Origin of the sequence: Curtobacterium sp. MCSS17_006 (assembly GCF_003234215.1) — a bacterium.
In the GTDB taxonomy this organism is placed as follows: Bacteria; Actinomycetota; Actinomycetes; order Actinomycetales; family Microbacteriaceae; genus Curtobacterium; species Curtobacterium flaccumfaciens.
Genome location: NZ_QKSO01000009.1, coordinates 36,958 through 62,344, shown reverse-complemented (window position 1 = coordinate 62,344; position 25,387 = coordinate 36,958). Strand labels below are relative to the sequence as shown.

20 protein-coding genes and 1 other RNA gene are annotated in these 25,387 nt (G+C 71.7%); 16 read left to right on the top strand and 5 right to left on the bottom strand.

The window, feature by feature from the left end:
- Positions 1 to 19: 19 nt before the first annotated feature.
- Positions 20 to 586 (bottom strand): GIY-YIG nuclease family protein, encoded by a 567-nt coding sequence (locus DEJ21_RS10235; protein WP_111224501.1) that lies wholly within the window; start codon positions 584 to 586, stop codon positions 20 to 22.
- A 631-nt stretch (positions 587 to 1,217) separates the two neighbouring features.
- A complete protein-coding gene (locus DEJ21_RS10230) occupies positions 1,218 to 2,063 on the bottom strand; it encodes a siderophore-interacting protein (RefSeq protein ID WP_111046882.1) in 846 nt (281 codons plus the stop codon).
- Between the two features lie 84 nt (positions 2,064 to 2,147).
- Here DEJ21_RS10230 and DEJ21_RS10225 point away from each other — a divergent pair, with 84 nt between their 5' ends.
- The 10 genes from DEJ21_RS10225 to DEJ21_RS10180 all read left to right on the top strand — a co-directional run bounded on the left by DEJ21_RS10225 (position 2,148) and on the right by DEJ21_RS10180 (position 12,570).
- Positions 2,148 to 2,840 (top strand): heme oxygenase (biliverdin-producing), encoded by a 693-nt coding sequence (locus tag DEJ21_RS10225; protein ID WP_111224500.1) that lies wholly within the window; start codon positions 2,148 to 2,150, stop codon positions 2,838 to 2,840.
- 189 nt (positions 2,841 to 3,029) lie between these two features.
- Positions 3,030 to 5,687, top strand: coding sequence for a phosphoenolpyruvate carboxylase (locus tag DEJ21_RS10220; RefSeq protein WP_111224499.1), 2,658 nt, complete (start codon positions 3,030 to 3,032; stop codon positions 5,685 to 5,687).
- 198 nt (positions 5,688 to 5,885) lie between these two features.
- Positions 5,886 to 7,076: a multidrug effflux MFS transporter gene (locus tag DEJ21_RS10215; RefSeq protein ID WP_258374998.1), complete on the top strand. Its 1,191-nt coding sequence runs from the start codon at positions 5,886 to 5,888 to the stop codon at positions 7,074 to 7,076.
- 59 nt (positions 7,077 to 7,135) lie between these two features.
- Complete coding sequence (locus DEJ21_RS10210; RefSeq protein WP_017886068.1) at positions 7,136 to 7,471, top strand: STAS domain-containing protein; 336 nt, start codon at positions 7,136 to 7,138, stop codon at positions 7,469 to 7,471.
- Positions 7,471 to 7,884, top strand: a complete 414-nt coding sequence (locus tag DEJ21_RS10205) for an ATP-binding protein (protein WP_035808261.1) — start codon at positions 7,471 to 7,473, stop codon at positions 7,882 to 7,884. Before DEJ21_RS10210 ends, DEJ21_RS10205 begins: the two co-directional genes overlap by 1 nt.
- 129 nt (positions 7,885 to 8,013) lie before the next feature.
- The gene (locus DEJ21_RS10200) at positions 8,014 to 8,997 is read left to right on the top strand and encodes an AraC family transcriptional regulator (protein WP_111224497.1); all 984 of its coding nucleotides are present in this window, start codon (positions 8,014 to 8,016) and stop codon (positions 8,995 to 8,997) included.
- A gap of 64 nt (positions 8,998 to 9,061) precedes the next feature.
- A complete protein-coding gene (locus DEJ21_RS10195; protein WP_111224496.1) occupies positions 9,062 to 9,661 on the top strand; it encodes an alpha/beta hydrolase in 600 nt (199 codons plus the stop codon).
- A 106-nt stretch (positions 9,662 to 9,767) separates the two neighbouring features.
- Positions 9,768 to 10,853, top strand: coding sequence for a hypothetical protein (locus tag DEJ21_RS10190; protein ID WP_111224495.1), 1,086 nt, complete (start codon positions 9,768 to 9,770; stop codon positions 10,851 to 10,853).
- A gap of 134 nt (positions 10,854 to 10,987) precedes the next feature.
- Positions 10,988 to 11,833 carry a Nif3-like dinuclear metal center hexameric protein gene (locus DEJ21_RS10185; RefSeq protein WP_111224494.1) on the top strand — a complete coding sequence of 282 codons (846 nt, stop codon included), beginning with the start codon at positions 10,988 to 10,990 and terminating at the stop codon, positions 11,831 to 11,833.
- Between the two features lie 2 nt (positions 11,834 to 11,835).
- Complete coding sequence (locus DEJ21_RS10180) at positions 11,836 to 12,570, top strand: zinc ribbon domain-containing protein (RefSeq protein WP_027465445.1); 735 nt, start codon at positions 11,836 to 11,838, stop codon at positions 12,568 to 12,570.
- Between the two features lie 404 nt (positions 12,571 to 12,974).
- Here DEJ21_RS10180 and rnpB read toward each other — a convergent pair.
- From rnpB to map, 3 genes are all read right to left on the bottom strand, one after another.
- An RNA gene (rnpB, locus tag DEJ21_RS10175) (RNase P RNA component class A) lies at positions 12,975 to 13,335 on the bottom strand.
- A gap of 189 nt (positions 13,336 to 13,524) precedes the next feature.
- Entirely contained in the window at positions 13,525 to 14,274 is a 750-nt protein-coding gene (gene ppgK, locus DEJ21_RS10170; RefSeq protein ID WP_027465446.1) for a polyphosphate--glucose phosphotransferase, read from the bottom strand.
- 41 nt (positions 14,275 to 14,315) lie between these two features.
- A complete protein-coding gene (gene map / locus DEJ21_RS10165) occupies positions 14,316 to 15,179 on the bottom strand; it encodes a type I methionyl aminopeptidase (protein ID WP_071403965.1) in 864 nt (287 codons plus the stop codon).
- A gap of 183 nt (positions 15,180 to 15,362) precedes the next feature.
- Here map and DEJ21_RS10160 point away from each other — a divergent pair, with 183 nt between their 5' ends.
- From DEJ21_RS10160 to DEJ21_RS10135, 6 genes are all read left to right on the top strand, one after another.
- Positions 15,363 to 15,542, top strand: coding sequence for an SPOR domain-containing protein (locus DEJ21_RS10160; RefSeq protein WP_111023013.1), 180 nt, complete (start codon positions 15,363 to 15,365; stop codon positions 15,540 to 15,542).
- A 125-nt stretch (positions 15,543 to 15,667) separates the two neighbouring features.
- A complete protein-coding gene (glnA, locus tag DEJ21_RS10155; protein ID WP_027465449.1) occupies positions 15,668 to 17,005 on the top strand; it encodes a type I glutamate--ammonia ligase in 1,338 nt (445 codons plus the stop codon).
- A 36-nt stretch (positions 17,006 to 17,041) separates the two neighbouring features.
- Positions 17,042 to 19,993: a bifunctional [glutamine synthetase] adenylyltransferase/[glutamine synthetase]-adenylyl-L-tyrosine phosphorylase gene (locus DEJ21_RS10150; RefSeq protein WP_111224493.1), complete on the top strand. Its 2,952-nt coding sequence runs from the start codon at positions 17,042 to 17,044 to the stop codon at positions 19,991 to 19,993.
- A 548-nt stretch (positions 19,994 to 20,541) separates the two neighbouring features.
- Positions 20,542 to 22,176 carry a glycosyltransferase family 2 protein gene (locus DEJ21_RS10145; protein WP_111030163.1) on the top strand — a complete coding sequence of 545 codons (1,635 nt, stop codon included), beginning with the start codon at positions 20,542 to 20,544 and terminating at the stop codon, positions 22,174 to 22,176.
- Complete coding sequence (locus DEJ21_RS10140; RefSeq protein ID WP_111224492.1) at positions 22,169 to 23,767, top strand: glycosyl hydrolase; 1,599 nt, start codon at positions 22,169 to 22,171, stop codon at positions 23,765 to 23,767. Before DEJ21_RS10145 ends, DEJ21_RS10140 begins: the two co-directional genes overlap by 8 nt.
- Positions 23,764 to 25,191, top strand: coding sequence for a UDP-glucose/GDP-mannose dehydrogenase family protein (locus DEJ21_RS10135; RefSeq protein ID WP_071403961.1), 1,428 nt, complete (start codon positions 23,764 to 23,766; stop codon positions 25,189 to 25,191). The genes DEJ21_RS10140 and DEJ21_RS10135 overlap by 4 nt, the downstream gene beginning before the upstream one ends.
- The last annotated feature ends 196 nt before the right edge of the window (positions 25,192 to 25,387 follow it).

The following is a 25,387-nucleotide window of genomic DNA, read 5'->3' as shown; positions in this document are numbered from 1 at the left end:
CCGACTGCCCGGTCGGGGCTCAGCCCCGCAGCGCGAGCGCCTCGCTCGTCCACCGGGCGTGCAGGTCCCACGGGTCGTCGACCCCGGCGGCGACGGCGTCCACGTGGGCCAGGAGTTCCGGCGTCACCCGGAACCACTCGGTACCCGGGTACCGGCTGGCGGCGAAGGCGGCGTGCCGTCGGCGTTCGAGGGTCCGATCACCGCGTTCGAACGCCAGCAGGTCCTGGTGCGGGATCGCCGCGAGCCGGTGCCGGGGGTTCATCGTCGTGCCGATCTTGATGCGGTCGCCGAAGTCGTCGCGCATCCGCAGGTAGTAGACGACGTCGACCCGCGGGGGAGCCAGGTCGCCGTCCGGCACGTCGCCCCACCGCCACTCGCACCGGGCGCACACCGCACCCGAGGGGTACCGCACCCCGATCCGTGACCCGCACGCCTGGCATGGGCCGGGCAGGGCGTCCTCGATGCCGGGGTGTTCGGCCGCGAGGTCGGCGACGAACGCGATGTGCGCGCCGCACAGGGGGACGCCCGCGAGTCCGTCCGCGAGCACGCCTGCGCAACCCGGCACGCAGCACGAGGAGGTGACCATGCGCGGAACGCTAGCCCGACCCACCGACGTGCCCCGGGCCTCCCGGCCGCTGCGCGCGCCGGACGTACCGGGCGTCCCTGGTCGAATCGGGCGTCCCTGGTCGGTCCTTCTGACCAGGCATGCCCGTTCCCACCAGCCATCGCGCCCGTTCTGGGAAAGATCGGGCGTACCTGCGGGAACTCGGCGCCCCGAACGTCCGCCGGTCCGGGCATACCGACCGAGAACGGGCGTGCCGGGCGTGCCTGGTCGGATCGGGCGTACCTGGTCCGTTCTTCCGACCAGGCATGCCCGTTCCCACCAGCCATCGCGCCCGCCATGGGAAGGAACGGGCGTACCTGCGGGAACCGGGCACCCCGGACGTTCGCCGATCCGGGCGTACCGACCAAGAACAGGCGTACTGGGTCGAATCGGGCGTACCTGGTCCGTTCTTCCGACCAGGTACGCCCGTTCCCATCAGCCATCGCGACTGTTCTGGGAAAGAACGGGCGTACCTGCGGGAACCGGGCGTACCGACCAATAGCGCGCGTACTGGGCCGAATCGGGCGTACCTGGTCCGTTCTTCCGACCAGGTACGCCCGTTTCCACCAGCCATCGCGCCCGCCATGGGAAGGATCGGGCACGCAGGCCGCAGTCAGTCGGTGAAGATCACCCCGACGGGCTCGCGCTTCTCCTCCTGGAACTCGTCCTCACCACGACCGAGCGCCCAGTACGCCGACAACGACATCTCGCGCTTCTCCAGCCCCCAGTCGTCCTGCAACAGCCGACGGATCGCCTTCATCGCGGTCCGCTCGCCGTGCGCGAAGACCTGGACCGGCCTGGAGGCACGCGGCAGCCCGCGGGCCGTCTCCAGCAGGAGCGTGCCCGGCTGGGCGCCGGTGGCGTCCCGGTGCAGCCACCGCAGGTCGACCCCGGCCGGGTGCCGGATGTCCTGCTCGTCGGCGGGCCCGGCCACCTCGACCAGGGCGACCCCGGTGGCGGAGTCTGGCATCGACTCGAGTGCGGCGCCGATCGCGGGCAGGGCGCTGTCGTCACCGAGCAGCACGTGCGTGACCGCCGGGTCGGTACTCGGCGCGTAGCCACCACCGGGCCCGGACAGGGCGAGCCGATCACCCGGCTGCGCGGACGCTGCCCAGGGCCCGGCGAGGCCCTCGTCGCCGTGCACGACGAAGTCGATCGCGATGGTCCGCGTGGTGTGGTCGACCGCCCGCACCGTGTAGGTGCGGCGGGCCGGGCGGTCGTGCTTCGGCAGGGTCTCGCGCAGGGCCTCGAGGTCGTACGGCGGCACGAGTCCGAGCGACGGCTTCGCGAGCAGGAGCTTGACGTACTTGTCGGTCGAGCCGAGTCTGTCGGGGTCGGCCTGGGCGACGAAGTCCTCGAAGGCCGAGCCGCCCAGGTGCACGCGCACCATGTGGGGCGAGAGCCGTTCGGTGCGGTCGACGACGAAGACGTGCTGGGGGCGTTTGGGTTTCGAGCTCATCGTGGGGGAGCTTCCTCTCGCGGGTTCGGCGCCACCTGGGTGATCCCTGCTTGACGCGCGCATCACTAAGGTTAGCCTTACCTCATGGACTCGACCGTCATCCCGTTCTCCGAGCTGCTGCGCCGACGCACGCGGCGCTCGCACGGTGCCTCGGCCACGAGCGGCTTCATGCAGGACCTCCTCGGTGGCGACTGCGACGTCGCCGACTACGCGGACCTGCTCGGACAGTACGCCTTCGTGTACGACGCGCTCGAGCGGGCGGCGGAACGCATGGCCGACCACCCCGTTGCGGCGCCGTTCGTCACCGCGCAACTCACCCGGATGCCGGCAATCCGTGCCGACCTCGAGTACCTGATCGGCCCGGACTGGTCCGAACTGGTGTGCCCGCTGCCCGCGACGACCGCGTACGTGCGACGCCTCAACGAGGTCGCGGCGGAGTGGCCCGGCGGCTTCGTCGCACACCACTACACGCGGTACCTCGGCGACGTGTCCGGCGGGCACGTGATCGGGCAGGTGCTGGCCGAGCGGTTCGGGTTCGACACGAACGGTGTCCTCTTCTACATCTTCGACCAGGTCGCCGACCCGAGCGACTTCGAGCACACCTACCGGGCCCAGCTCGACGCCGCGCCCTGGACGGCAGAGGAACAGGAGCGGGTGATCGCCGAGGTCGAGCTCGCCTACGAGCTGAACCGTGGGCTGCTCGCCGGCCTCGATGCCCGCCGTTCGCCGTTCCGTCAGGAGCCGGGGGACACGACGGTCGCCGCCGTCACGGCCTGACCGCACAGCGGCGGTCGCCGAGCAGGCCAGCTCGGACCCGGCCCCGCGTCCGTCCGGACCCGGCCCCGCGTCCGTCCGGACCCGGACCCTCCCCCGCGTCCGTCCGGACGGTCGACGTCATGCGCCCCAGGGTGCCGATACGCTGCTGGGACCCGGGACCAGCCTCCCGGACGACCCGGAAAGGACTCCATGACGGCGATCGACGGATCTGCACGCCACGAGCGCGCGCGGGACGACGTCAGCGGTGCGGTCGACAGTGACCTGCGCGCCGACGTCCGGTACCTCGGCAACCTCCTCGGCCGGGTGCTGCGGGAGAACGGGGGCGACGAACTGCTCCACGACGTGGAGTCGTTGCGCGCCGCCGTGATCGACGCCTACGAGGGCGACCACGCCGAGGGTGCAGCGCGGGCCCAGGCGATCGTCTCGGGCATGTCGGCAGAACGCGCCGAGGCCGTGGCACAGGCGTTCACCACCTACTTCCACCTCACCAACCTGGCCGAGGAGCACCACCGCGTGCGGGTCCTCCGGCAGCGCGGTGACGACGGTGGCGTGGCCGGCGACTCGTTCCCCGCCACCTACGCCGAGCTCGTCGCCGAGGTCGGCGAGGCCGAGGCCGCCGAGCGCCTCCGCACCCTGCGGTTCCACCCGGTGCTGACGGCCCACCCGACCGAGGCCCGCCGCCGCGCGGTCACCACGGGTGTCCGCCGCATCACGGACCTCATCGACGAGCGCGACCGTGCCCGCAACGCGACGGCCCGCGCCGAGAACGAGCGCCGCCTGCTCGAGGAGATCACGACCCTCCTGCGCACCTCGCCGCTCCGCACCACCCGGCCGACCCCGCTCGACGAGGTCCGCACCGCGATGAGCGTGTTCGACCAGACCCTGTTCGAGATCGTCCCGCAGGTCTACCGCCTGCTCGACGACCGGCTGCAGGGCGACGACGCCGGCCGTGCATCCGTGATCGCCCCCGCGTTCGTGCGGTTCGGCACCTGGATCGGCGGCGACCGCGACGGCAACCCGCACGTCACGGCCGACGTCACCCGCCAGGCCGCCGAGATCGCGGCGGAGCACATCCTGCTCGGCCTCGCCCGCGCGACCACCCGCATCGGCAGCGCCCTGACGCTCGACGCGAGCGACACCCCCGCCGACGCCGGCCTCACCGCCCTCGTCGCCGCGCAGGAGTCCCTGGACCCGGGCATCGCCGAGCGCATCGGCGTCCGCGCACCGAACGAGACCCACCGTCGCGCGCTCCTGTTCGTCGCAGCACGCATCGACGCCACCCGGACCGGCACCACCCCACTGGCCTACGACGGTCCCGAGGCGCTGCTGGCCGACCTCCGCACGATCCAGGCGTCGCTCGTCGCCGCCGGCGCGATCCGCCCGGCCAACGGCGAGCTGCAGAACCTGATCTGGCAGGTCGAGACCTTCGGGTTCCACCTGGCCGAGCTCGAGGTCCGCCAGCACTCCCAGGTCCACCGCACGGCCCTGGCCGAGATCCGCGCCGGTGGCGAACTGAGCGAGACCACCGAAGAGGTCCTCGCCGTGTTCCGCACGATAGCCGGGCTGCAGTCCCGCTACGGCGTCCGCGCGGCGAACCGGTACATCGTGTCGTTCACGCAGTCCCCGGCGGACCTGGCGAACGTGCACGAACTCGCGGTCGCCGCGCTCGGGTCGGCCGAGGCCGCGCCGGTGCTCGACGTCATCCCGCTGTTCGAGACCTTCGCCGACCTGCACGCCAGCGTCGACATCCTCGACGAGGCCGTCCGCACCGAGGCCTTCCAGCGACGCCTCGCCGCGACCGGCCGTCGGCTCGAGGTCATGCTCGGCTACTCGGACTCGTCGAAGGACGTCGGCCCGGTGTCCGCGAACCTGGCGCTGTACGACGCCCAGGCCCGCATCGCCGACTGGGCCCGCGACAACGACATCGAGCTGACCCTGTTCCACGGCCGCGGCGGTTCGCTCGGCCGGGGCGGCGGTCCCGCCAACGAGGCCGTCCTCGCGCAGCCGCCGGGATCGATCGACGGCCGGCTCAAGCTCACCGAGCAGGGTGAGGTCATCTTCGCCCAGTACGGCGACCAGGACATCGCCGCGCGCCACCTCGAGCAGATGGCCTCGGCGACGCTGTTCGCGTCGACGCCGTCGAACGAGGCGCGCACCGCCGCCGCGGCCGCCCGGTTCGCCGACCTCGCCCAGCAGCTCGACGACGTCTCGCGCGTCGCGTTCTACGACCTGGTCAAGGCCGACGGCTTCGCGCCCTGGTTCGCCCGGGTCACCCCGATGGAGGAGATCGGCCTGCTGCCCCTCGGCTCCCGCCCGGCCCGTCGTGGCCTGTCGGTGGAGTCGCTGGAGGACCTCCGCGCCATCCCGTGGGTGTTCTCGTGGACGCAGGCGCGCATCAACCTCGCCGGCTGGTACGGGCTCGGCTCCGCGCTCGAGGCCGTCGGCGACGTCGATGTCCTCCGCGCCGCCTACGCCGACTGGCCGCTCTTCGCCGCGATGATCAAGAACGTCGAGATGTCGCTCGCGAAGACCGACGAGCACATCGCCCGCCGGTACCTCGAGCTCGCCGACCGCGACGACCTCGCCGCGAAGGTGCTCGACGAGATGGTCCGCACCCGCGACTGGGTGCTCCGCGTCTCCGGCGGCAGCGACGTGCTCGAGGACCGACCCGTCCTCGCCCGCGCCGTGCGCCTCCGCAGCCCGTACGTCGACGCACTGTCGCACCTGCAGCTCCGTGCGCTACGCGCCATCCGCACGTCCGGCAGCACGGACCCGACGGACGCCGACCACCGGCTCCTGCTGCTCACCGTCAACGGGATCGCGGCCGGCCTGCAGAACACGGGCTGACGCCCCCACCCGACGGACAGGAGGCCCGGTGCCAGCTGGCACCGGGCCTCCCGTCCGTCCGCGCGCACGTCCCGTGCCGCACTTCGTGAGCAGGAACGGTCGCCTCCGGCACCGCGACCCGACCGTTCCTGCTCACGAAGTGCCCGTCGAATCGATTCGGGGACGCGTAGCGTGTCCGAGGTGACGACGGAGCGCAGCGTGGGACCGACGACGACCGTGCTGCCCCCGATCGTGCCGCTGGCGCTCATCGTCGGGGTCTCGCCGTTCGCGACGGACATGTACATCCCCGCACTCCCGGCCATCGCGCGCGACCTCGGCACCACGCCCGGCGCCGTGCAGCTGTCGCTCACGGCGTTCCTCGTGGCCTTCGCGGTCGGCCAGCTGCTCGTCGGACCGGTGAGCGACGGGATCGGTCGTCGGCCGATGCTCGTCGTCGGGACCGCCCTGTTCGCCCTCGCGTCGGTCGGCTGCGCGCTCGCCCCCGACGTCGTGACGCTGGTGGTGGCCCGCGTCGCCCAGGGACTCGCCGGAGCCGCGGGTGCCGTGGCCGGCCGGGCGATGGTGTCCGACGTGACGAGCGGTACCCGGATGGCGAAGGTGTTCGGCACGCTCGCGGCCATCAACGCGATCGGACCCGTGGTCGCCCCGCTGGCCGGGGGAGCGGTGCTGACGATCGGCACGTGGCGGCTCATGTTCGTCGTGCTGGCCGTGCTCGGCGCCGTGTTCTTCGTGGCCGTGGTCCTGCGGTTCCGCGAGACCCTGTCGCCGGAGCGTCGCGGTGGCGTCGGGTTCGCGGCCAACGGGCAGCGGATCCGCGAACTCCTGGCGATCCCGCGGTTCCGGGCCTACGTGCTGAGTGGGGTGCTGTCGACGGTGGGGTTCTTCGCGTACATCGCGACGAGCTCGTTCGTGTTCCAGTCGGAGTTCGGGTTCTCCGAGGGGCTGTACACGCTCGTCTTCGCCACGAACGCGTCGATGATGATCGTCACGACGCTGCTGTTCGGTCGGCTGGTCGGGCGGTTCAGCGAGGACGCCCTGCTGACCCTGGGCCTGGTCGTCGGGACGGTCGGAGCCACGGCCGTGCTGGCGTCGGCGCTCCTCGGGTTCGGCCCGGTGCCGGTGTGGTGCTCGCTCGCAGTGGTGACGGCTGCGTGGGGCTTCGTCCTGCCGGCGGCGATGACCCGCACGCAGCACGTCGGCGCGGCGCACCCGGGCACGGCGGCTGCCCTGCAGGGCGGCCTGACCTTCGGCATCGGCGGTCTCGGCACCCCGCTCGCCGGCGCCCTCGGCGGCACCGCACTGGCGATGGGCGGGGTGATGGCAGCGCTGATGGCCGCGGCCGTCGTGGTCCAGGTGACGGCGACGCGGCGAAACCGGTCCCACAACTGACGGTCTGAGCCGGTAGGTTGCTGGTTGCAAGGCGCACCGATCTGAGGAGACCCACCGAGATGGACATCGTCGTACACGAGGCGGAGACCGACACCGCCGTCCTGGAGTGCAGCGGCCGGCTCAACATGGTCTCCGCGCCCACGTTCCGCGAGACCGTCGCCCAGATCGTCGGCAACGGGCGATCGCGGCTCGTGGTCGAGCTCTCCGGGGTCGAGTTCATGGACTCCTCCGGCCTCGGCGCCCTGGTCGGCAGTCTGAAGACCGCGCGGCAGGCCGGCGGCGACCTCCGCATCGCGGCACCGTCGGAACAGGTCCAGATGGTTCTCAAGCTCTCCAACATCGACAAGATCCTGCGGACGTACCCCGACGGGGACGCCGCGGTGACCGACTGGTGATGACCGCCCCCGTCGCCGAGCACATGCTCGCACTGGCGTGCCCTCCGGACGACGTGTCCGCCGTGCACGACTTCCTCGCGGGCGTGTGGCAGCACGAGCCGTCCGTCGCCGCCGAGGACCGGATGGCCCTCGAACTCGCCCTCGTCGAACTCACCTCGAACGTCATCGAGCACGGCGCCCGCCCGGACGGCGTCTCGTGCGAGCTCCGGCTCGAGATCGGCGACGAACGCTTCCAGGCGCTGCTGTCCGACGACGGGGTCGCGGCGACGGTGGATCCCGACGCCGCCGTGCTGCCCGACGACTTCGCCGAAGGCGGTCGTGGGCTCGCCCTCGTCCGCATGGTCGTCGACGACCTGCGGTACGAACGCGTCGCCGACCGGAACCGCTGGACGGTGCTGCGCTCTCGGCACTGAGCGGGAGCAAGCCCGTCACACACCGACGGGGGTCCCCGGTCGTCCGCCCAGCGCACTCCGTGGGCCGCAAACCGCAATGACGGGTCGGCGATTGTCGCGTTTCCCGGACACCGTGTCACGATTCGCGCGATGACTGTCGAGCCTGATCCCCGGATCCGGTTCGAGACGTCCGGCGCCGGACTCGACGCGGCCGTGCAACTGTACGAAGAGGCCTACGAGAGCACGGGGTTCTCGGCGTCCCGGACCGATCGTCCGTTCGCGTACCGGTTCCAGGTCGTGGGCGACGGATCGATGACGTTCCGCTCCACCCGGTTCGACGGGCGAATGCAGGGCGAGGTCGAGGTCCCCGACGAGTACGTCGTGATGTGGACGTCGGACGGCGGTGGCCGCGTCGACGTCGGTCGCCAGGAGGTCGACTTCGCACCGGGGACCCCGCGGGTGTTCCCGACGCGGCGTCCCTTCGTGTTCGACCTGCAGGACGTCCGCCAGAGCCTCGTGCAGTTCGACCGCACGTACCTGGAGGGCGTCGCCGCCGAGGTGCACGGCACCCGGCCCGGGCCCCTCGTGTTCGACCACACCGCGGCACCCCGGCCGGAGGACCTCCGCGCCTGGAACGCCCGGGTGCAGCGTGCGGCCGCGGTGGTGCTCGGACCGGCACCGCTCACCGAGCTGGCCCTCGCCGAGACCGTGCGCGAGACCGCGCTAGCGTTCCTCGACACGTTCCCGCACGAGACCATCGCCCCCGACGTCGCGCTGCCGCAGGGGGCCACGGGCCGCGTGCGCGAGGCCGTGGAGTTCATGCACGCCTTCGCCCACACACCCATCACGACGACGGACGTCGCCGAGCACGTCGGCCTGAGCGTCCGGGGGCTGCAGCAGGCGTTCCAGCGGCAGGTCGGAACGGCCCCGAACGCGTTGCTGCGGGGGATCCGGCTGGACCGCGTGCACGAGGAACTCCGCCGCGCGTCGGCGGGCGACCTGACGGTGGCGAGCGTGGCGTTGCGCTGGGGCTTCGCGCACCTCGGCCGGTTCTCGGCGGCCTACGCGTCGCGCTTCGGGCAGTACCCGCGCGACACGCTGCAGCAGCCCCGCGGCGCGGTCCCGCAGCTCTGAGCCGGGCAGTGCACCGCGCGTCACACTCCGGAACGGTGGCTCGCCGGTTCGCTACGCTGCCCGGGTGAGCAGACCGCGACCGTGGGTGATCGTCCCCGGCATCTGGAACTCGGACCCGGACCACTGGCAGTCCATCTGGGAGCGGGACCGGCAAGATCAGCACGACCAGCACCACCAGCAGCGCGCCGCGGTCCGCATCGCCCCCACCTCGTGGAGCGAGCCGGACGCCGATGACTGGCGCGCCGCGATCTCGGATGCCGCCGCCGAGTGCAGCGAGCCGCCGGTCCTCATCGCCCACAGCCTCGGCGTCCTGGCCGTCGCCGACTGGCTCGCCACCACGGCGGATGCCTCCACGCTCGTCGCCGGTGCCTTCCTCGTCGCCCCGCCCGACCCGCTCGGCGACACGTTCCCGGACGAGGCATCGGGCTTCGTGACACCGCGCGAGGTGCCCCCGGCCCAGCAGGTCCCGACACGCCTCGTCGTGAGCGACGACGACCCCTACTGCAGCGCGGACCGGGCGCTCGTGTTCGCCGACGCGATGGGCGCGGACGTCGTCCGTGTCGGTGCCCTCGGGCACGTGAACGTCGCCAGCGGCGTCGGTGCATGGCCCGCGGGGCGGGAACTGCTGCGGGCGTTCGAGGGCGGCCTCCGCCCACCTCGGTGACGACGGGCGCGACACGCCGCTCAACTCCGCCGCGATATGGCAGGCGGTGCAGCGACACACCGCGGATGTCCCGCGTTTCGGGTCGCGCGATATTTATCCTTCGGACATGGAGACCCAGTCCGGCGCACGCACCCCGCTCGTGGACCCGTTCGGCCGCGAGCTCGAGGAGTGGCTCCGCGACGCACCGGCGACCCGTGCCCCCTACGTGCCGGACCTCGTCGTCCCGCCCGTCACCGGCCCCGTGCAGCGCCCCGGACACGCCGCGAGCAGCACCACCACCGCGGCCGCCGAAGCAACCGCCGACGCGACGACTGCCGACCCGACGACCGCCCCGGCGCACGTCGCCACCCCCGCCCCGGCCGACGAGACCACCCGGTCGGCACCCGTCGCCGCCCCCGCGTTCCGTCGCGACCGCGCCCGCCACGCCGCCGTCTGCGCCCCGTCGTTCCCGGAGCCGCCGGAGCGTCTGGCCCTGCGCATCGAGGACCTCGCGGTCGAGGTGTCGTCGTCCACGGGCCGCAGCAGCATCGAGCGCATCGTCCTGCTCGAGGATGAGGTCCGCCGCCGTGACGAGGACCTCGCTCGCCTCGCCGCGTGGGAGGCCACCGTCGCCGGATCCGACGACCCCGAGGTGACCGCCGCCCGCGCCTTCGCCCACACCGTCTTCGCCGACCTGCTCACCGACGCCGCCGCCGAGGCGGACCGCCGCGACCGTGCCGCAGCCCGCCGCGCAGCGACCGCGCTGGTGGCGCTCGTCACCCGGCCGGCACCCGTGCCGACCCGCGCAGCACCGAGCGTCCCCGCAGCAGCGCAGGCCGCACCCACCGCGGAAGCCGCGCCGGTGGTGGCACTCGTCACCCCGGAACGCCACGAACCCGTCCGACCGGTGCTGGGCCTCCCGGCCGTGTCCCCGGTGTCCGCGGCCACGCGACCCACCCCGCTCGTCCTGCCCGCCACCGGGCCGACGGTCATCGACCGCGCGGCCTTCGCCGCCGCGCTCACCGCGCACCAGGGCGTCACCGCGAGCACGCCGGTCGTCCTGCCGGACGCCGTCGCCGCACCCGTCGTCCCGGCCCCCGTCGCGGACGCGACGGAAGCCGACACCGACACCGACACCGCGGCAGCACCGGCCCCGGCCGGCTGGTGGTCGCGACTCGTCGACCGCCTGCTCGGCCTGCTCGGTCGTCGCTGACGCCCCGCGGCCGCGGCGCGGTCGGCTGCACCGCTTCCGGTCACCCCGCCTCCGGCCGCACTGCCTGGAGGCCCGGATCACCCCACACGGACCGGCTGCCCCGTGCGGGGCGGTCGCCTCGGTAGACTGACGGGATGCCGACGCTCCGCGAACTCCAGGCCGTGATCGAGGACCTGTGGCCCGCCGCCGGTGCCGAGTCGTGGGACTCCGTCGGCCTCGTCGCGGGCGACCCGGACGCCACCGTCGAGCACGTGCACCTCGCCGTCGACGCGGTCCCCGCCACCGCCCGTGAAGCCGTCGAACTCGGTGCCGGGCTCCTGCTCACGCACCACCCGCTGCTGCTCCGCGGGGTGACGACGATCGCCGAGTCGACCTACAAGGGCAGTGTCCTCGCGACGCTGGTGCGTGGCGGCAGCGCCCTGCTCGCGGCGCACACCAACGCCGACGTCGTGACGACCGGCACCTCGGCCGTCCTCGCCGACCGCCTCGGGCTCACCGAGCAGCGCCCGCTCGACGCCGGAGCCGACCCCGACACGGGCATCGGTCGCGTCGGCGTGCTGCCCGAGGGGACGACCCTCGGCGCCCTCGCCCGGAAGCTCGTCGACCTGCTGCCGCCCACGGCCACCGGCGTCCGTGTCTCCGGTGACTTCGACCAGCCCGTCCGCACCGTGGCGCTCTGTGCGGGTGCCGGCGACTCGTTGCTCGGCCACCCCGCCGTGCTCGACGCCGACGTCTACATCACGAGCGACCTGCGGCACCACCCGGCCTCGGAGTTCCGCGAACAGGCGCTCCTCGGCGGCGGGCCGGCGCTCATCGACACCTCGCACTGGGCCACCGAGTGGCTCTGGCTCGACGTCGCCGCGGAGCAGCTGTGCACCCGGGCCGGGGTCCGCGTCACCGTGAGCGACCTCCGCACCGACCCGTGGGACTTCGCCGTCCTGCCGGCCGCCGAACCCACCACCCCCACAGAAGGAGCCTGACCATGAAGGCAGCACCCGAGGACCAGGTCATCCTCCTCGACGTCCAGCGTCTCGACAACGACGTCACCCGCATCGCGCACCGCATCACGTCGTTGCAGAAGGGCGACCAGCTGACCGAGCTGAGCAAGCAGGCCGCGGCGCTCCGGAGCGAACTCGTCGCCGCCACCGGCGAGGTCGAGGACGCCGAGCGCGACCTCGCCCGCCTGGAATCCGACACCGCAGTGGCGCAGGCCCGCGTCGAACGCGACACCACGATGCTGCAGAACGTCGCGAACGCGAAGGACGCCGCCGGACTGCAGAGCGAGCTCGACTCGCTGCAGCGGCGCATCGGCGGCCTCGAGACCGCCGAGCTCGAGATCATGGAGAACCTCGACGGCCTCCGCGCCCGGGTCGGTGACATCGAGGCCAAGCTCGCCGACGTCGAGGCCGCCCGCGGTGGCCTGGTCGCCGAGCGTGACGCCGAGATCGCCCGGCTCACGGCCGACCGCGAGTCCGCCGAGCAGGCCCGCGCCGACGTCGCCGCCAAGGTGCCGGCCGAGCTGCTCGCCCTGTACGACCGGCAGCGTGCGCGCTACGGCTTCGGCGCCTCGCTGCTGCAGGGCGGCGTGTCGACGGCCTCGGGCGTGGCGCTCAACAACTCCGACCTGCAGACGATCCGCCGGGCTGCGCCCGACGACGTGGTGCTGTGCCCCGACAGCGACGCGATCCTGGTGCGGACGGCCGAGTCCGGGCTGTAGACGCGAGCGACGTCCGTGGCGGAGGCGCGGTGCCAGCTGGCACCGCGCCTCCTGTCCGTCGGGGGCTGGTCGCAACGCGTCGGGTGCGTGCCGCCGAGCGGTCACGAACTGTCGGCTGCGGTCGTGCCGGCCGACGGTTGGTGACCACTCGGCGGACCTGAGCGGGGTGTCGTGACCGCGCGCGCCGCCTGACGGGAGGCCCGTGGCGGCGCCGCACCGCGCCTCCTGTCCGTCGTGGGCTGGTCGCAACGCGTCGCTCGCCTGGCGCCGAGCGGTCACGATCTGTCGGCTGCGGCCGTGCCGGCCGACAGCTGGTGACCGCTCGGTGAACCTGAGCGGGGAGTCGTGACCGCGCGCGCCGCGCACGCCGTCCGCGCGCCGACCAACGCGGCAAGGAGGAGGGGCGAATGGGCCGGCCGTACGCCGGGTTCTGTCCCGCCGCTTGCACGGCGGTGACGGCCATCTCTCTCGGACCGACGTTGCCGTCGGCCTCCAGCGGTCTACCCGAGGACTCGGCGAGCAGCCTCGACGTCCTCTGTCTGACCTTGCTCCGGGCGAGGTTTACCGAGCGGATCCGGTCACCCGGACCCCTGGTGGTCTCTTACACCACCGTTTCACCCTTACCGACGTTGCCGCCGGCGGTCTGCTTTCTGTGGCACTGTCTCGCGGATTGCTCCGGGTGGGTGTTACCCACCGCCCTGCTCTGTGGAGCCCGGACGTTCCTCGGCGCTCCCGGGGGAGCGACGCGACCGTCTCACCGACCCATTCGCTGGAGCGAGTCTACCCGGCTCCGCGGTGCCCGATGCGTGGGGAGCCCCACGCACACGCGTACCTGATGAGAACGGGCGTACCTGGTCGGAAGTTCCGACCAGGTACGCCCGATTCGACCAGGTAGGCCCGCGACCAGGTACGCGCGCGACCAGTTACGCCCGCGACCGGTACGCCCGACCCGGACTAGACGCTGCGCGCCGCCAGGGTCGCGGCACCGATGATGCCGGCGTTGTTGCGGAGCGTCGCGGGGATGATGTCCGCCTGCAGGTCGAGCAGCGGGAGGAACTCCTCGTACTGCTTCGAGACCCCGCCGCCGACGACGAACAGCTCGGGGGAGAGCAGGGCCTCGAGCGTCGAGTAGTACTTCTGCAGGCGCTTCGCCCAGTGCTTCCACGACAGGTCGTCGCGCTCCTTGGCGGCGAACGAGGCGCGCGACTCGGCGTCGTGCCCCTCGATCTCCAGGTGCCCGAGCTCGGAGTTGACGATGAGCACGCCGTCGTTGATGAGCGCGGTGCCGATGCCGGTGCCGAGCGTCGTCACGATGACCAGGCCGTCCTTGCCCTTGGCCGCACCGAACTGCTGCTCGGCGAACCCGGCGGCGTCGGCGTCGTTGACGAAGTGGATGGAGCGGCCGAGTTCCTTCTCGAACAGTGCCTCGGCCTCGAAGCCGATCCACTTCTTCGACACGTTCGCGGCGGACATCGTCTTGCCGTCCCGCACGATCGCCGGGAAGCAGACGCCCACGGGCACGTCGTCACCGGGGGCGAGCTCGCCGATGATCTCCTTGACCACCGCCGTGATGTCCTGGGGCTTCCCGCCCTCGGGCGTGGCCTTCTTGATGCGGTCCGTGGTGAGGGCGCCGGACGCGACGTCGACGATCGCGCCCTTGATGCCCGTACCACCGATGTCGACGCCGACTGCGAGGGAGGTCATGAGGTTGTCGTGCCTTTCGGTTGCCTGCCGGAGGTGTCCGGTCAGGAGACGGTGAGGAGCTCCGCGCCGCGTTCGGTGACGACGAGGGTGTGCTCGAACTGCGCGGTCCACGACTTGTCACGGGTCGAGACCGTCCAGTCGTCGGACCAGATGTCGGCCTCGATGCCGCCGAGCGTGAGCATGGGTTCGATGGTGAACACCATGCCGGGTTCGATCACCGTGTCGTACTGCGGTGCGTCGTAGTGGGGGATGATCAGGCCGGAGTGGAACGCCCGACCGACGCCGTGTCCGGTGTAGTCGCGGACGACGCCGTAGCCGAAGCGCTTCGCGTACGCCTCGATCGCGCGGCCGATCACGTTGACCTGCCGGCCCGGGGCGACGGCCTTGATGCCGCGACGCAGTGCCTCTTCGGTCCGGGTCACCAGGTCCGACACCTCGGGCGCGGCCTGCCCGACGACGAACGTGCGGTTCGTGTCGCCGTGCATGCCGTCCTTGTAGGCGGTGATGTCGATGTTGACGAGGTCGCCCTCCTGCAGGACGGTGTCGTCGGGGATGCCGTGGCAGATGACCTCGTTGAGGCTCGAGCAGAGCGACTTCGGGTAGCCGCGGTAGCCGAGCGTGGAGGGGTAGGCGCCGTGTGCGACGACGAACTCGTGCCCGATGCGGTCCAGCTCGTCGGTGGTCACACCGGGGCGGATGGCCTCGCCGACGGCGTCGATGGCCTGCGACGCGATGCGTCCCGCGACCCGGATGCGCTCGACCTCGTCCGGCGTGTAGGTGTCACCGAGACCGTGCTCGTGGGGCTCGACCTTCCCGACGTACTCCGGACGCTCGATGTCCTTCGGGACGGCGCGGTGCGGGGAGATGCGGCCGGCGGTCAGGTGTCCGTGTTCGTCCCGGGGCATGCGGACCACTCTAGCCGCGGCGCGACGCGCCGAGCGCAACCGCCCCACGGTGCGGCCCGACGCGCCGAGCGCGACCGCCCGGGGTGCGGCCCGACGTGGTGGACGTGACTGCCTGGAGGCCCGGTGCCGGTCCGCCGGACCGGCACCGGGCCTCCAGGCGGTCACGTGGGTACGGTGGGCGACATGAGCGAAGAACGCATCGAGTCCCAGTGGTGGTTCAACGACAAGACCGGCCAGGTCGAGCAGGGCCCGCAGTCCCCGCAGCGTGACCGGATCGGCCCGTTCGCGACGCGCGAGGAGGCGCAGCACGCGCTCGACCGCATCGCCGCGAACAACGAGAAGTGGGACGCCGAGGACCGCTGAGCACCGCGGCCGGCGCTCCGCCGGCGCCCCGGTGACGGCGCGTCGCACGGCCCCGCGCACACCGCCGGACCACTAGCCTGGGACGAGGCCCGCCAGCGGCCACCCGATACACGGAAAGGTCGTGCATGGACAAGCAGACGGACTTCGTGCTCCGCACCATCGAGGAGCGCGGCATCAAGTTCATCCGACTCTGGTTCACGGACGTCATCGGGACGCTGAAGTCGGTGGCGATCGCCCCGGCCGAGGTCGAGGGCGCGTTCGCCGAGGGCATCGGGTTCGACGGCTCCGCGATCGAGGGCCTCACCCGTTCCTACGAGGCCGACGTCCTGGCGCACCCGGACCCCTCGACCTTCCAGATCCTGCCGTGGCGCGGCGAGATCGACCCCACCGCGCGGATGTTCTGCGACATCACGACGCCGGACGGGCAGCCCGCCGTGGCCGACCCCCGCAACGTGCTGAAGCGCACCCTGGCGCGTGCGAGCGATCGCGGGTTCACGTTCTACACGCACCCTGAGATCGAGTTCTACCTGCTGAAGAGCCGCGAGTGGAAGGACGGCGGCCCGCAGCCCGTCGACCAGGCCGGCTACTTCGACAACGTCCCCGGCGGCAGCGCGCACGACTTCCGCCGCCGGTCGGTCCGGATGCTCGAGGACCTCGGCATCTCGGTCGAGTTCTCGCACCACGAGGCCGGCCCCGGGCAGAACGAGATCGACCTCCGCTACGCCGACGCACTGACGATGGCGGACAACATCATGACCTTCCGCACCGTGGTGAAGGAAGTCGCGATCGAGCAGGGCGTCTACGCGACGTTCATGCCGAAGCCGATCTCCGGCCAGCCGGGTTCCGGCATGCACACCCACGTCTCGCTGTTCGAGGGCGACCAGAACGCCTTCTACGAGGCCGGTGGCCAGTACCAGCTGTCGCAGACGGCCAAGCACTTCATCGCCGGGGTGCTCAAGCACGCGCCGGAGATCACCGCCGTGACGAACCAGTTCGTCAACTCGTACAAGCGGCTCTGGGGCGGCGACGAGGCCCCGTCCTTCGTGACCTGGGGCCACAACAACCGCTCGGCCCTGGTGCGCGTGCCGCTCTACAAGCCGAACAAGGGCCAGTCCTCGCGGATCGAGTACCGCGGCATCGACTCGGCGGCGAACCCGTACCTGGCGTACTCGCTGCTGCTCGCGGCCGGGCTCAAGGGCATCGAGGAAGAGTACGAGCTCCCCGCCGAGGCCGAGGACAACGTCTGGAGCCTCAGCGACTCGGAGCGCCGGGCCCTGGGCTACAGCCAGCTGCCCGCGAGCCTCGACCACGCCCTGAGCCTCATGGAGGACTCCGAGCTGGTGGCCGAGACCCTCGGCGAGCAGGTGTTCAACTTCGTGCTGCTCAACAAGCGGCAGGAGTGGAAGCGCTACCGCGACCAGGTCACCCCGTTCGAGCTCGACACCAACCTCGGCGCGCTCTAGAACCGAGCGCCCTGACCCCTCGGGAGCACGTTCCACATGACCGGTCGGACGACGACGTCACGTTCGGAGCTGGCCCGTCTGGGGTTCGCCGGGCTGTCGGAGAGCCTCGAGCGGGCTGCCGACCTGGAGGCCCGGTTCGGCCCCGACGTGCCGCTGCCGGTCGCCGGGTCTGCCGCGCTCTGGGGCGGCACCGCTGATCCGGACGGCGCCCTGCGGATGCTCGCGCGGTTGCTCGAGCGCGCGCCGGACGAGCTCCGCCCCGTCCTGACCGACGACGCCGCGACCGAGCGCCTGATCCGCCTGCTCGGCGCCTCGATCGGGCTCGGGGAGTTCCTGCACCGGCGTCCGGCCGAGCTCGCACTGCTGCTCGAACCGGTCGGTGAACCGTGGTCGCAGGAGCGGTACACGGCGTCGCTGACCGAGGCCGTCGACGGTGCCACGGGTGAGGACGCCCGGATGCGCCTGCGGGTGCGCTACCGCCGGCACCTGGCCCAGATCGCCCTGTTCGACGTGCTGCACGCCGTGCCGACCGATGCCTTCCCGGCCGTCGCGGCGGGCCTCGCCGACCTGGCGGGCGCCACCCTCGACGCCGCGGTCGACATCGCCCGGCGCGAGGTCCCGTTCCCCGCGGCCGACGTCGCGGCGACGCCGCTCGCGGTGATCGCGATGGGCAAGGCCGGCGCCCGTGAGCTCAACTACGTCAGCGACGTCGACGTCATCTTCGTCACCGAGCCCACCGACGACGTCCCCACCGACCGGGCCGTGCTCGTCTCCACCCGCATCGCGATCGCCGCCATGCACGCGATCACCGACCTCGCCGCCGAGCCCGCCCTGTGGGAGGTCGACGCGAACCTCCGGCCCGAGGGCAAGGACGGCGCACTCGTCCGCACCCTCGACTCGCACGTGGCGTACTACGAGCGCTGGGCGAAGGGGTGGGAGTTCCAGGCGCTGCTCAAGGCCCGCCCGATCGCCGGGTCCGCCGACCTGGGTGCCCGGTACGCCGAGGCCGTCGCGTCGTTCGTGTGGAACTCCTCCACCCGGCCGGGGTTCGTCGAGTCGGTGCAGCGCATGCGTGAGCGGGTGACCGAGCACATCCCCGACGCCGACGTCGAACGGCAGCTCAAGCTCGGCCCCGGTGGCCTGCGGGACGTCGAGTTCACCGTGCAGCTCCTGCAGCTCGTGCACGGCCGCGACGACCCGTCCGTGCGGGTCCGGTCGACGCTCGAGGCGATGGACGCCCTGACCGACGCCGGGTACGTCGGGCGCGCCGAGGCCGCTCGGTTCGGCCCGGACTACGCCCTGCTCCGGGTGCTCGAGCACCGCATCCAGCTCCGGCGCCTGCAGCGGACGCACCTGATGCCCTCCGACGAAGAGGAGCTTCGGGTGCTCGCCCGGTCGAGCGGTGTCGCGGCGTCGGCCCCGGCGCTCGAGGCCCGCTGGCGCGCCGTGAAGCTCGAGGTCCGCGGGCTGCACGAGCGTCTGTTCTACCGGCCGCTGCTGTCCGCGGTGGCGTCGACCGAGGACGAGATCGTCCTGACCAACGACCAGGTCGTCGACCGGCTCGCCGGTGTCGGGTTCGTCGACCCCGCCGGAGCCGTCGGCCACATCCGCGCCCTCACGCAGGGCACGAGCCGGCGCGCGGCGATCCAGCGGAACCTGCTCCCGGTGCTGCTGCGCTGGATGGCCGAGGGACCGGCGCCGGACCGTGCGCTGCTGGCCTTCCGGCGGTTGAGCGACGGCCTGGGGGAGTCGAGCTGGTTCCTCCGCATGCTGCGCGACTCGTCCGGCGCCGCACACTCGCTCACCACGGTGCTGTCCGAGTCGGCGTTCCTGTCCGGGCTGCTCGAACGGTTCCCGGAGGCGGTGGCCTGGCTCGACGAACCCGAGGCGCTCCTGCGTCCGCGGCCGATCGACTCCCTGCTCGCCGAGATGACCGCGACCACCGCCCGGCACGGCAACGACGTCGACGGCTCCGCGGCGCTGCTCCGGTCGGCCCGACGGCGCGAGACCCTGCGGCTCGGCATGGCCGCCGTGCTCGGCTCCCTCGACGTCGACGGCCTGGGCCCGGCCCTGAGCGACGTCACCGAGGCCACTCTCGCCGGCGCCCTCGCGCTCGCCCGCCGGGACGCCCCCGAGGGCTTCGAGTTCGGGATCATCGCGATGGGCCGGTACGGCGGTCGGGAGCTCGGCTTCGGGTCGGACGCCGACGTGCTGTACGTGTACCGCGCACCCGACCTGGCCCCCGAGGTCGCGTCCCGGACCGCCCAGACCATCGTGCGCGAGCTCAACCGCCTGACCGAGGACACCATCCACCCGCTCGACCTCGACATCGACCTGCGCCCCGAGGGCAAGAACGGTCCCGTTGCGCGGACGCTCGAGTCCTACGGCGCCTACTACGCCCGCTGGTCGCTCACGTGGGAGGCGCAGGCGCTCCTCCGTGCCCGCGGTGCCGTCGGTGACGCACAGCTCCTGCGTGACTTCGAGCACCTCGCCGACCGCACCCGGTACCCGGAGCGGATCGACGACCACCAGGTGCGTGAGGTCCGCCGCATCAAGGCTCGCGTCGAGTCGGAGCGGCTGCCCCGCGGCGCGGACCCGGCCCGACACCTCAAGCTCGGCCGCGGGTCGCTCAGCGACGTCGAGTGGTTCGTGCAGCTCCTGCAGCTGCAGCACGCGCTCGAGATCCCGTCGCTCCGGACCACGTCGACGCTCGAGGCGCTCGACGCCGCGGTCGACGCCGGACTCGTCGGTGCCGAGGACGGCGAGCGGCTCGGGGCTGCCTGGCGCTTCGCGTCGCGCACGCGCAGTGCCCTCGTGCTGTGGTCGGGGAAGACCACCGACGTGCTGCCCGTCGACCGCGTGCAGCTCGAGGGCGTCGCCCGCCTGATGGAGTACCCGCCGGGCTCCGCGAGCCGCCTCGAGGACGACTACCTCGGCGTCACGCGGCGCGCCCGCCAGGTGTTCGAGCGCGAGTTCTACGGCGCCTGACCCGCCGCCGACGCAGCGCTTGACCCGCCGGCGACGCCGCGCCGAGCACCCCGCGACACGCCCGAGCGTCCGCGGACGGACCCGACCTGAGCAGCCATCGAAGGTTAATTCTCCGTGTCGCACGACGTCCCCCGACGGCACCCTCTTCGTACCCCTGTTCGAAACAGAGCCCCGCTCGTTACCGGGCCGTGACCGAACTCCCACCGGACCGCCAGGGGACCTTTTCCGACGTCCCCCGACACGCCGCGTGACCACCTGCTGACCTGGGCTTTCCGTCGGACCCGACCCGTGCCTCCAGGCCGCACCTGTCGCCCATCGGGGCGACCCTGCGTCGAGGCGTGGTCCGCAGGAGTGCTGTCAGCACCACGGGGGACCACTCCGACCGGCCGAGAGGGGGACCGGTGTGTACCCCGTAACGCGCCCGTAACGCCCCCGGACGGGGGCCGCGTTGCGCGCGCGTTCAGGTTCTGCATCAATTGCATCACCCGAACCGGCCCTGATTCCCCGATGAAGCGGAATCTCCACCTCGAACGTTGAAGCAGGGATCAGTGTTCACCTTCATTCTGCAGATCAGGCAGATGGTCGAAGGCCACCCCGAGTTCTACCTGTTCGCCGTGTACTCCGCGGTGATCTGGTTGCTCTGGTTGCTCAAGGTCGTCATCTCCGCCCGCTACCGCCCCTTCACCGGCACCTTCGTCGGTACCACCAGCGTCGTCGTCCCCGTCGTGGACGAACCGCTCGACCTCTTCCGTGACGTCATCGGCCGCATGGTCGAGCAGCAGCCCGGCGAGATCATCGTCGTCATCAACGGTGCCCGCAACGAGGCGCTCGAGGAGGTCTGCGACGAGTTCGCCCCGCTCGTCCGCTGGACCCACACGCCCATCCCGGGCAAGCGCAACGCCGTCAAGGTCGGCACCGAGATGTCCAACGGCGACATCACCGTGCTGGTCGACTCCGACACCGTCTGGACCCCCGGCGCGCTCGAGGAACTCCTCAAGCCGTTCGCCGACGAGTCGGTCGGTGGCGTGACGACCCGGCAGCGCATCCTCGAACCGGAGCGCAGCTGGATCACCCGCTGGGCCGACTGGCTCGAGAACTCGCGGGCGCTCTACTCGATGCCGGCACAGAGTGTCCTCGGGCAGATCGGCTGCCTGCCCGGGCGCACCATCGCGTTCCGCCGGAGCATCCTGATGCGGGTGATGGACCGGTTCATGCACGAGAAGTTCATGGGCGTGTTCCTCGAGGTCTCCGACGACCGGACGCTGACGAACCTCACGCTCAAGGAGGGGTACCGGACCGTCTACCAGTACACGTCGCTGGTCTACACGGACGCCCCGCTGCAGGTGAAGAAGCTGTTCAAGCAGCAGCTCCGCTGGGCCCGCGGCTCGCAGTACAACACGCTGCGGATGCTGCCGTGGATGCTCGGCCACGCGCCGGTCCTCGCGGCGTTCTTCATCACCGACATCATCCTGCCGTTCATGCTCTTCGGCGTGATCGCAGGCTGGATCTACCGTGCCTTCACCGGCCAGGGCGAGAACCTGTACCAGGGCATCCTGTCGCAGTACGGCTTCTCGACCGGGTTCGTCTACGTCGCGGCGCTCATGGTGATCTCGAGCGTGCTGAGCATGGCGATCCGCCAGATGCGGCACCTGTCCGAGAAGCCGAGCGACTTCTTCCGCCTGCCGATGTTCATCATCGTGTCGACGTTCTTCCTGATGCCGATCCGGCTCATCGGCTTCTTCCGCCTGGCGCACGCGTCCGGCTGGGGGACCCGGGCCGGTGCCTACGCCGGTGGTCCGATGCAGGAGGACCCTGCGGACGCCGTCCAGCCGCTGTCTTCCACGGCGCAGGTCCCGGTCAGCCCGATCGACGCCGAGCGTGCCCGGTCGGCCGGGTCCGGGCAGGCGGGTTCGGGCGCTGGTTCGCCCGCTCCGCTCGAGACCGTCGACCAGGTGGCCGTGGACCGTGCGTTCGACGAGCTCTTCGGCGCCGACGCGGCGACCAACTCCACCACCACCGTGCTCGCCACCCGCCGCGAGGCCGCAGCAGCGGTCGCGCAGCAGGAGGCTCAGCGAGCAGCCGCGCCGGCCCCCGCCCGAGCCCGCCGGTACAACCCGTACGCAGCGATCCCGTACGTGATCGGCATCGCGATCTTCGCCCTGGAGGCGTTCCTCATTGTCTGACTTCATCCGTTCCTCGAGTGCTTGGTGGGCGCAGTCCAGCAAGCACGCCCGCCGGACGGCCATCGGCACGACGGCCATCGTGCTGGCGCTCGGCCTCATCACCTGGTCGGTGTGGATCTCGCCCTCCGGCCCCGTCTCGACCGCCGTGCACCAGGCGCTGGGCGTCGAGGCGCCGAAGGCCAAGAAGGTGTCCGCCGCCGAGCTGCAGACGCAGCTCGACGCCGCCCAGGAGCGCATCTGGTCGCTCGAGGGCAAGCTCGACTCCCGCACGGCCCAGGCCGGGTCGCGTGGCGACCAGATCTCGGAACTCAAGGCGCAGATCGCGTCGCTGCAGTCCCAGCTCGGTTCCGCGAAGGACTCGGGAGGCTCGTCCAACGTCAACACCGCGGGTTCCGGCAGCGGCGGCTCGGGTTCCGGCGGGTCCGGTGCCGGTTCGGCCGCCGGGTCCGGCTCGGGCTCGTCCGACAACGGCTCCGGCAACGGCTCCGGGTCCGGCAACGGCTCCGGCTCTGGTTCCGGCAACGGTGGCGGCTCTGGTTCCGGCAACGGTGGCGGCTCGAAGCCGAACCCCGGTCCCTCGACCGACCCGGGTGCCACCCCGGTCGTCACGCCGACCAAGGCCGAGATCCTCGGTCAGCAGTCGCGCTGGTACGGCCTGTACACCGCGCAGTCCCCGTTCAACTGGGCCGAGTACGACGAGGTCTCCCGTCAGGTCGGCACCGCGTCGAACATGACCGGCTTCTTCCAGGGCTTCGACCAGGAGTTCAACGCCCCTGCGGTGCAGCGCTCCTGGGCCAACGGCCGTGTCCCGCTCATGACGTGGGAGACGGTGCCGGCGCAGACCGGCAACGACCAGAAGTACGTCCCCGGGTACACCAACGAGGACATCTCCGGTGGGTCGTTCGACGCCTACCTGACGAAGTACGCCAAGGCGCTGGCAGCCAACGGGCAGCCGATGGTCATCCGTCTCGACCACGAGATGAACGGCTCCTGGTACAACTGGTCCGAGGGTGACGACCAGAAGAACCCGGCCGGCTCCTACGTGAAGATGTGGCAGCACGTGCACGACGTCTTCCAGGCGAACGGCGCGAACAAGTACGTCATCTGGGACTGGTCCCCGAGCCGCATCGACAAGCTCGGCAACCCGAAGTACCAGACGCTCGACTACATGCGGCAGTACTACCCGGGTGCGGACTACGTGGACTGGGTCGGCATGAGCGGCTACTACCGCGACGCCACCGAGCAGCCGACGTTCGGCACGACCTTCGGAGCGACGCTCGCGCAGCTCCGCCAGATCGCACCGGGCAAGGGCATCATGCTCAACGAGATCGGGGCGACCGAGACCGGCACGAGTGTCGCGAACCCGCAGAAGACGCAGTGGATCAACTCGCTCTTCGATGCGCTGGCGGACCCCGCCAACAAGGACATCGTCGGCTTCGCGTACTTCAGCGAGACCGCGACCACCATCATCGACGGCAAGCGCACCACGAACGACTGGCGTCTCAACTCCCGCGCCGATTCCCTCAAGGCCTTCGCCGAGGGCATCAAGCGCAACGACATCGACTACGACCTGCAGGAGGTCACGCAATGAGCGAGTCCAAGAAGTCGACCGCATCGGCCGACACCCGTCCCGCACCCGTCATCAGCGTCATCGGCACCGGCTACCTCGGCGCCACCCACGCGGCCGCCATGGCCGAGATGGGCTTCGAGACCATCGGTGTCGACATCGACCCGTCGAAGCTCGCCGCACTGTCCGCCGGTGAGGTCCCGTTCTTCGAGCCCGGGCTGCCCGAGCTCATCACGAAGCACGTCGCCAGCGGCAAGCTCCGGTTCACCTCCGACATCGCCTCGGCCGTCGCCGCCGCGGACGTCCACTTCGTCTGCGTCGGCACCCCGCAGAAGGCCGGGTCGCACGCCGCGAACCTGGCCTACGTCGAGAGCGCCACCCGTGGCGTCGCCGAGAACCTCACCCACCCGGGCCTCATCGTCGGCAAGTCGACGGTCCCGGTCGGCACGGCAGCGCGACTCCGCGGCATCGTCCGCGAGTTCACCCCCGCCGGCATCGACGCGGAACTCATCTGGAACCCCGAGTTCCTGCGTGAGGGCAAGGCCGTCGAGGACACCCTGCACCCGGACCGTCTGGTCTGGGGCGGAGCCTCCGAGGCCGCCGACGCCGTGATCCGCGAGGTCTACGCCGCACCGATCAGCGAGGGCACCCCGGTCATCACGACCGACCTCGCCACCGCGGAGCTCGTCAAGGTGAGCGCCAACGCGTTCCTCGCGACGAAGATCTCGTTCATCAACGCGATCTCCGAGATGTGCGCCATCACCGGCGCCGACGTCTCCACGCTCGCCGACGCCCTCGGCCACGACGCCCGCATCGGCCGGAAGTTCCTGAACGCCGGCCTCGGCTTCGGCGGCGGCTGCCTGCCGAAGGACATCCGGGCGCTCATGTACCGCGCGAACGAGATCGGCGCGGGCCAGGTCGTCGGCCTCATGCAGCAGGTCGACGAGATCAACATGGGGCAGCGCCAGCGGGTCATCGACATGGCGATCGACTCGGCCGGGGGATCAGTGCTCAACCGTCGCGTGGCCGTCATCGGTGCCGCGTTCAAGCCCCTGACCGACGACGTCCGTGACTCCCCGGCGCTGAACGTCGCTGCCGCGCTGCACCTCCGCGGCGCGCAGGTGACGCTCTGGGACCCCGAGGCGATGGAGCCCGCGAAGCGCTCGTTCCCGACGCTGAGCTACGCCGCCTCGATGACGGACGCGATCGAGGGCGCCGACGTCGTCCTCGTGCTCACCGAGTGGGACGACATCATCACCGCCGACCCGGTCGCCCTCGGCGACCTCGTCGGGCGCCGCGTCGTGATCGACGCGCGCAACTGCCTCCCGGTCCTCGACTGGGTGAAAGCGGGGTGGACCGTCCGTTCCCTGGGACGTCCCACGCCGGTCACGGGTGCACCCGTGAGCGTCGCAGCGGGGACGAACGACGCGTTGGCCACGAGCCGCTAGTCACCGTTCGCGAGACGGGGTCCGTGCCGGGCGGCGCGGGCCCCGTTCCCGTGCGCCCGGGGCTTTGTCGTTTCGGGCGTACCTGGTCGAATCGGGCGTACCGGGTCGAATCGAGCGTACCTGGTCGAATCGGGCGTACCTGGTCGGGAGTTCTGACCAGGTACGCCCGATTCCGCTTTCCAGTCCGGCTGCTATG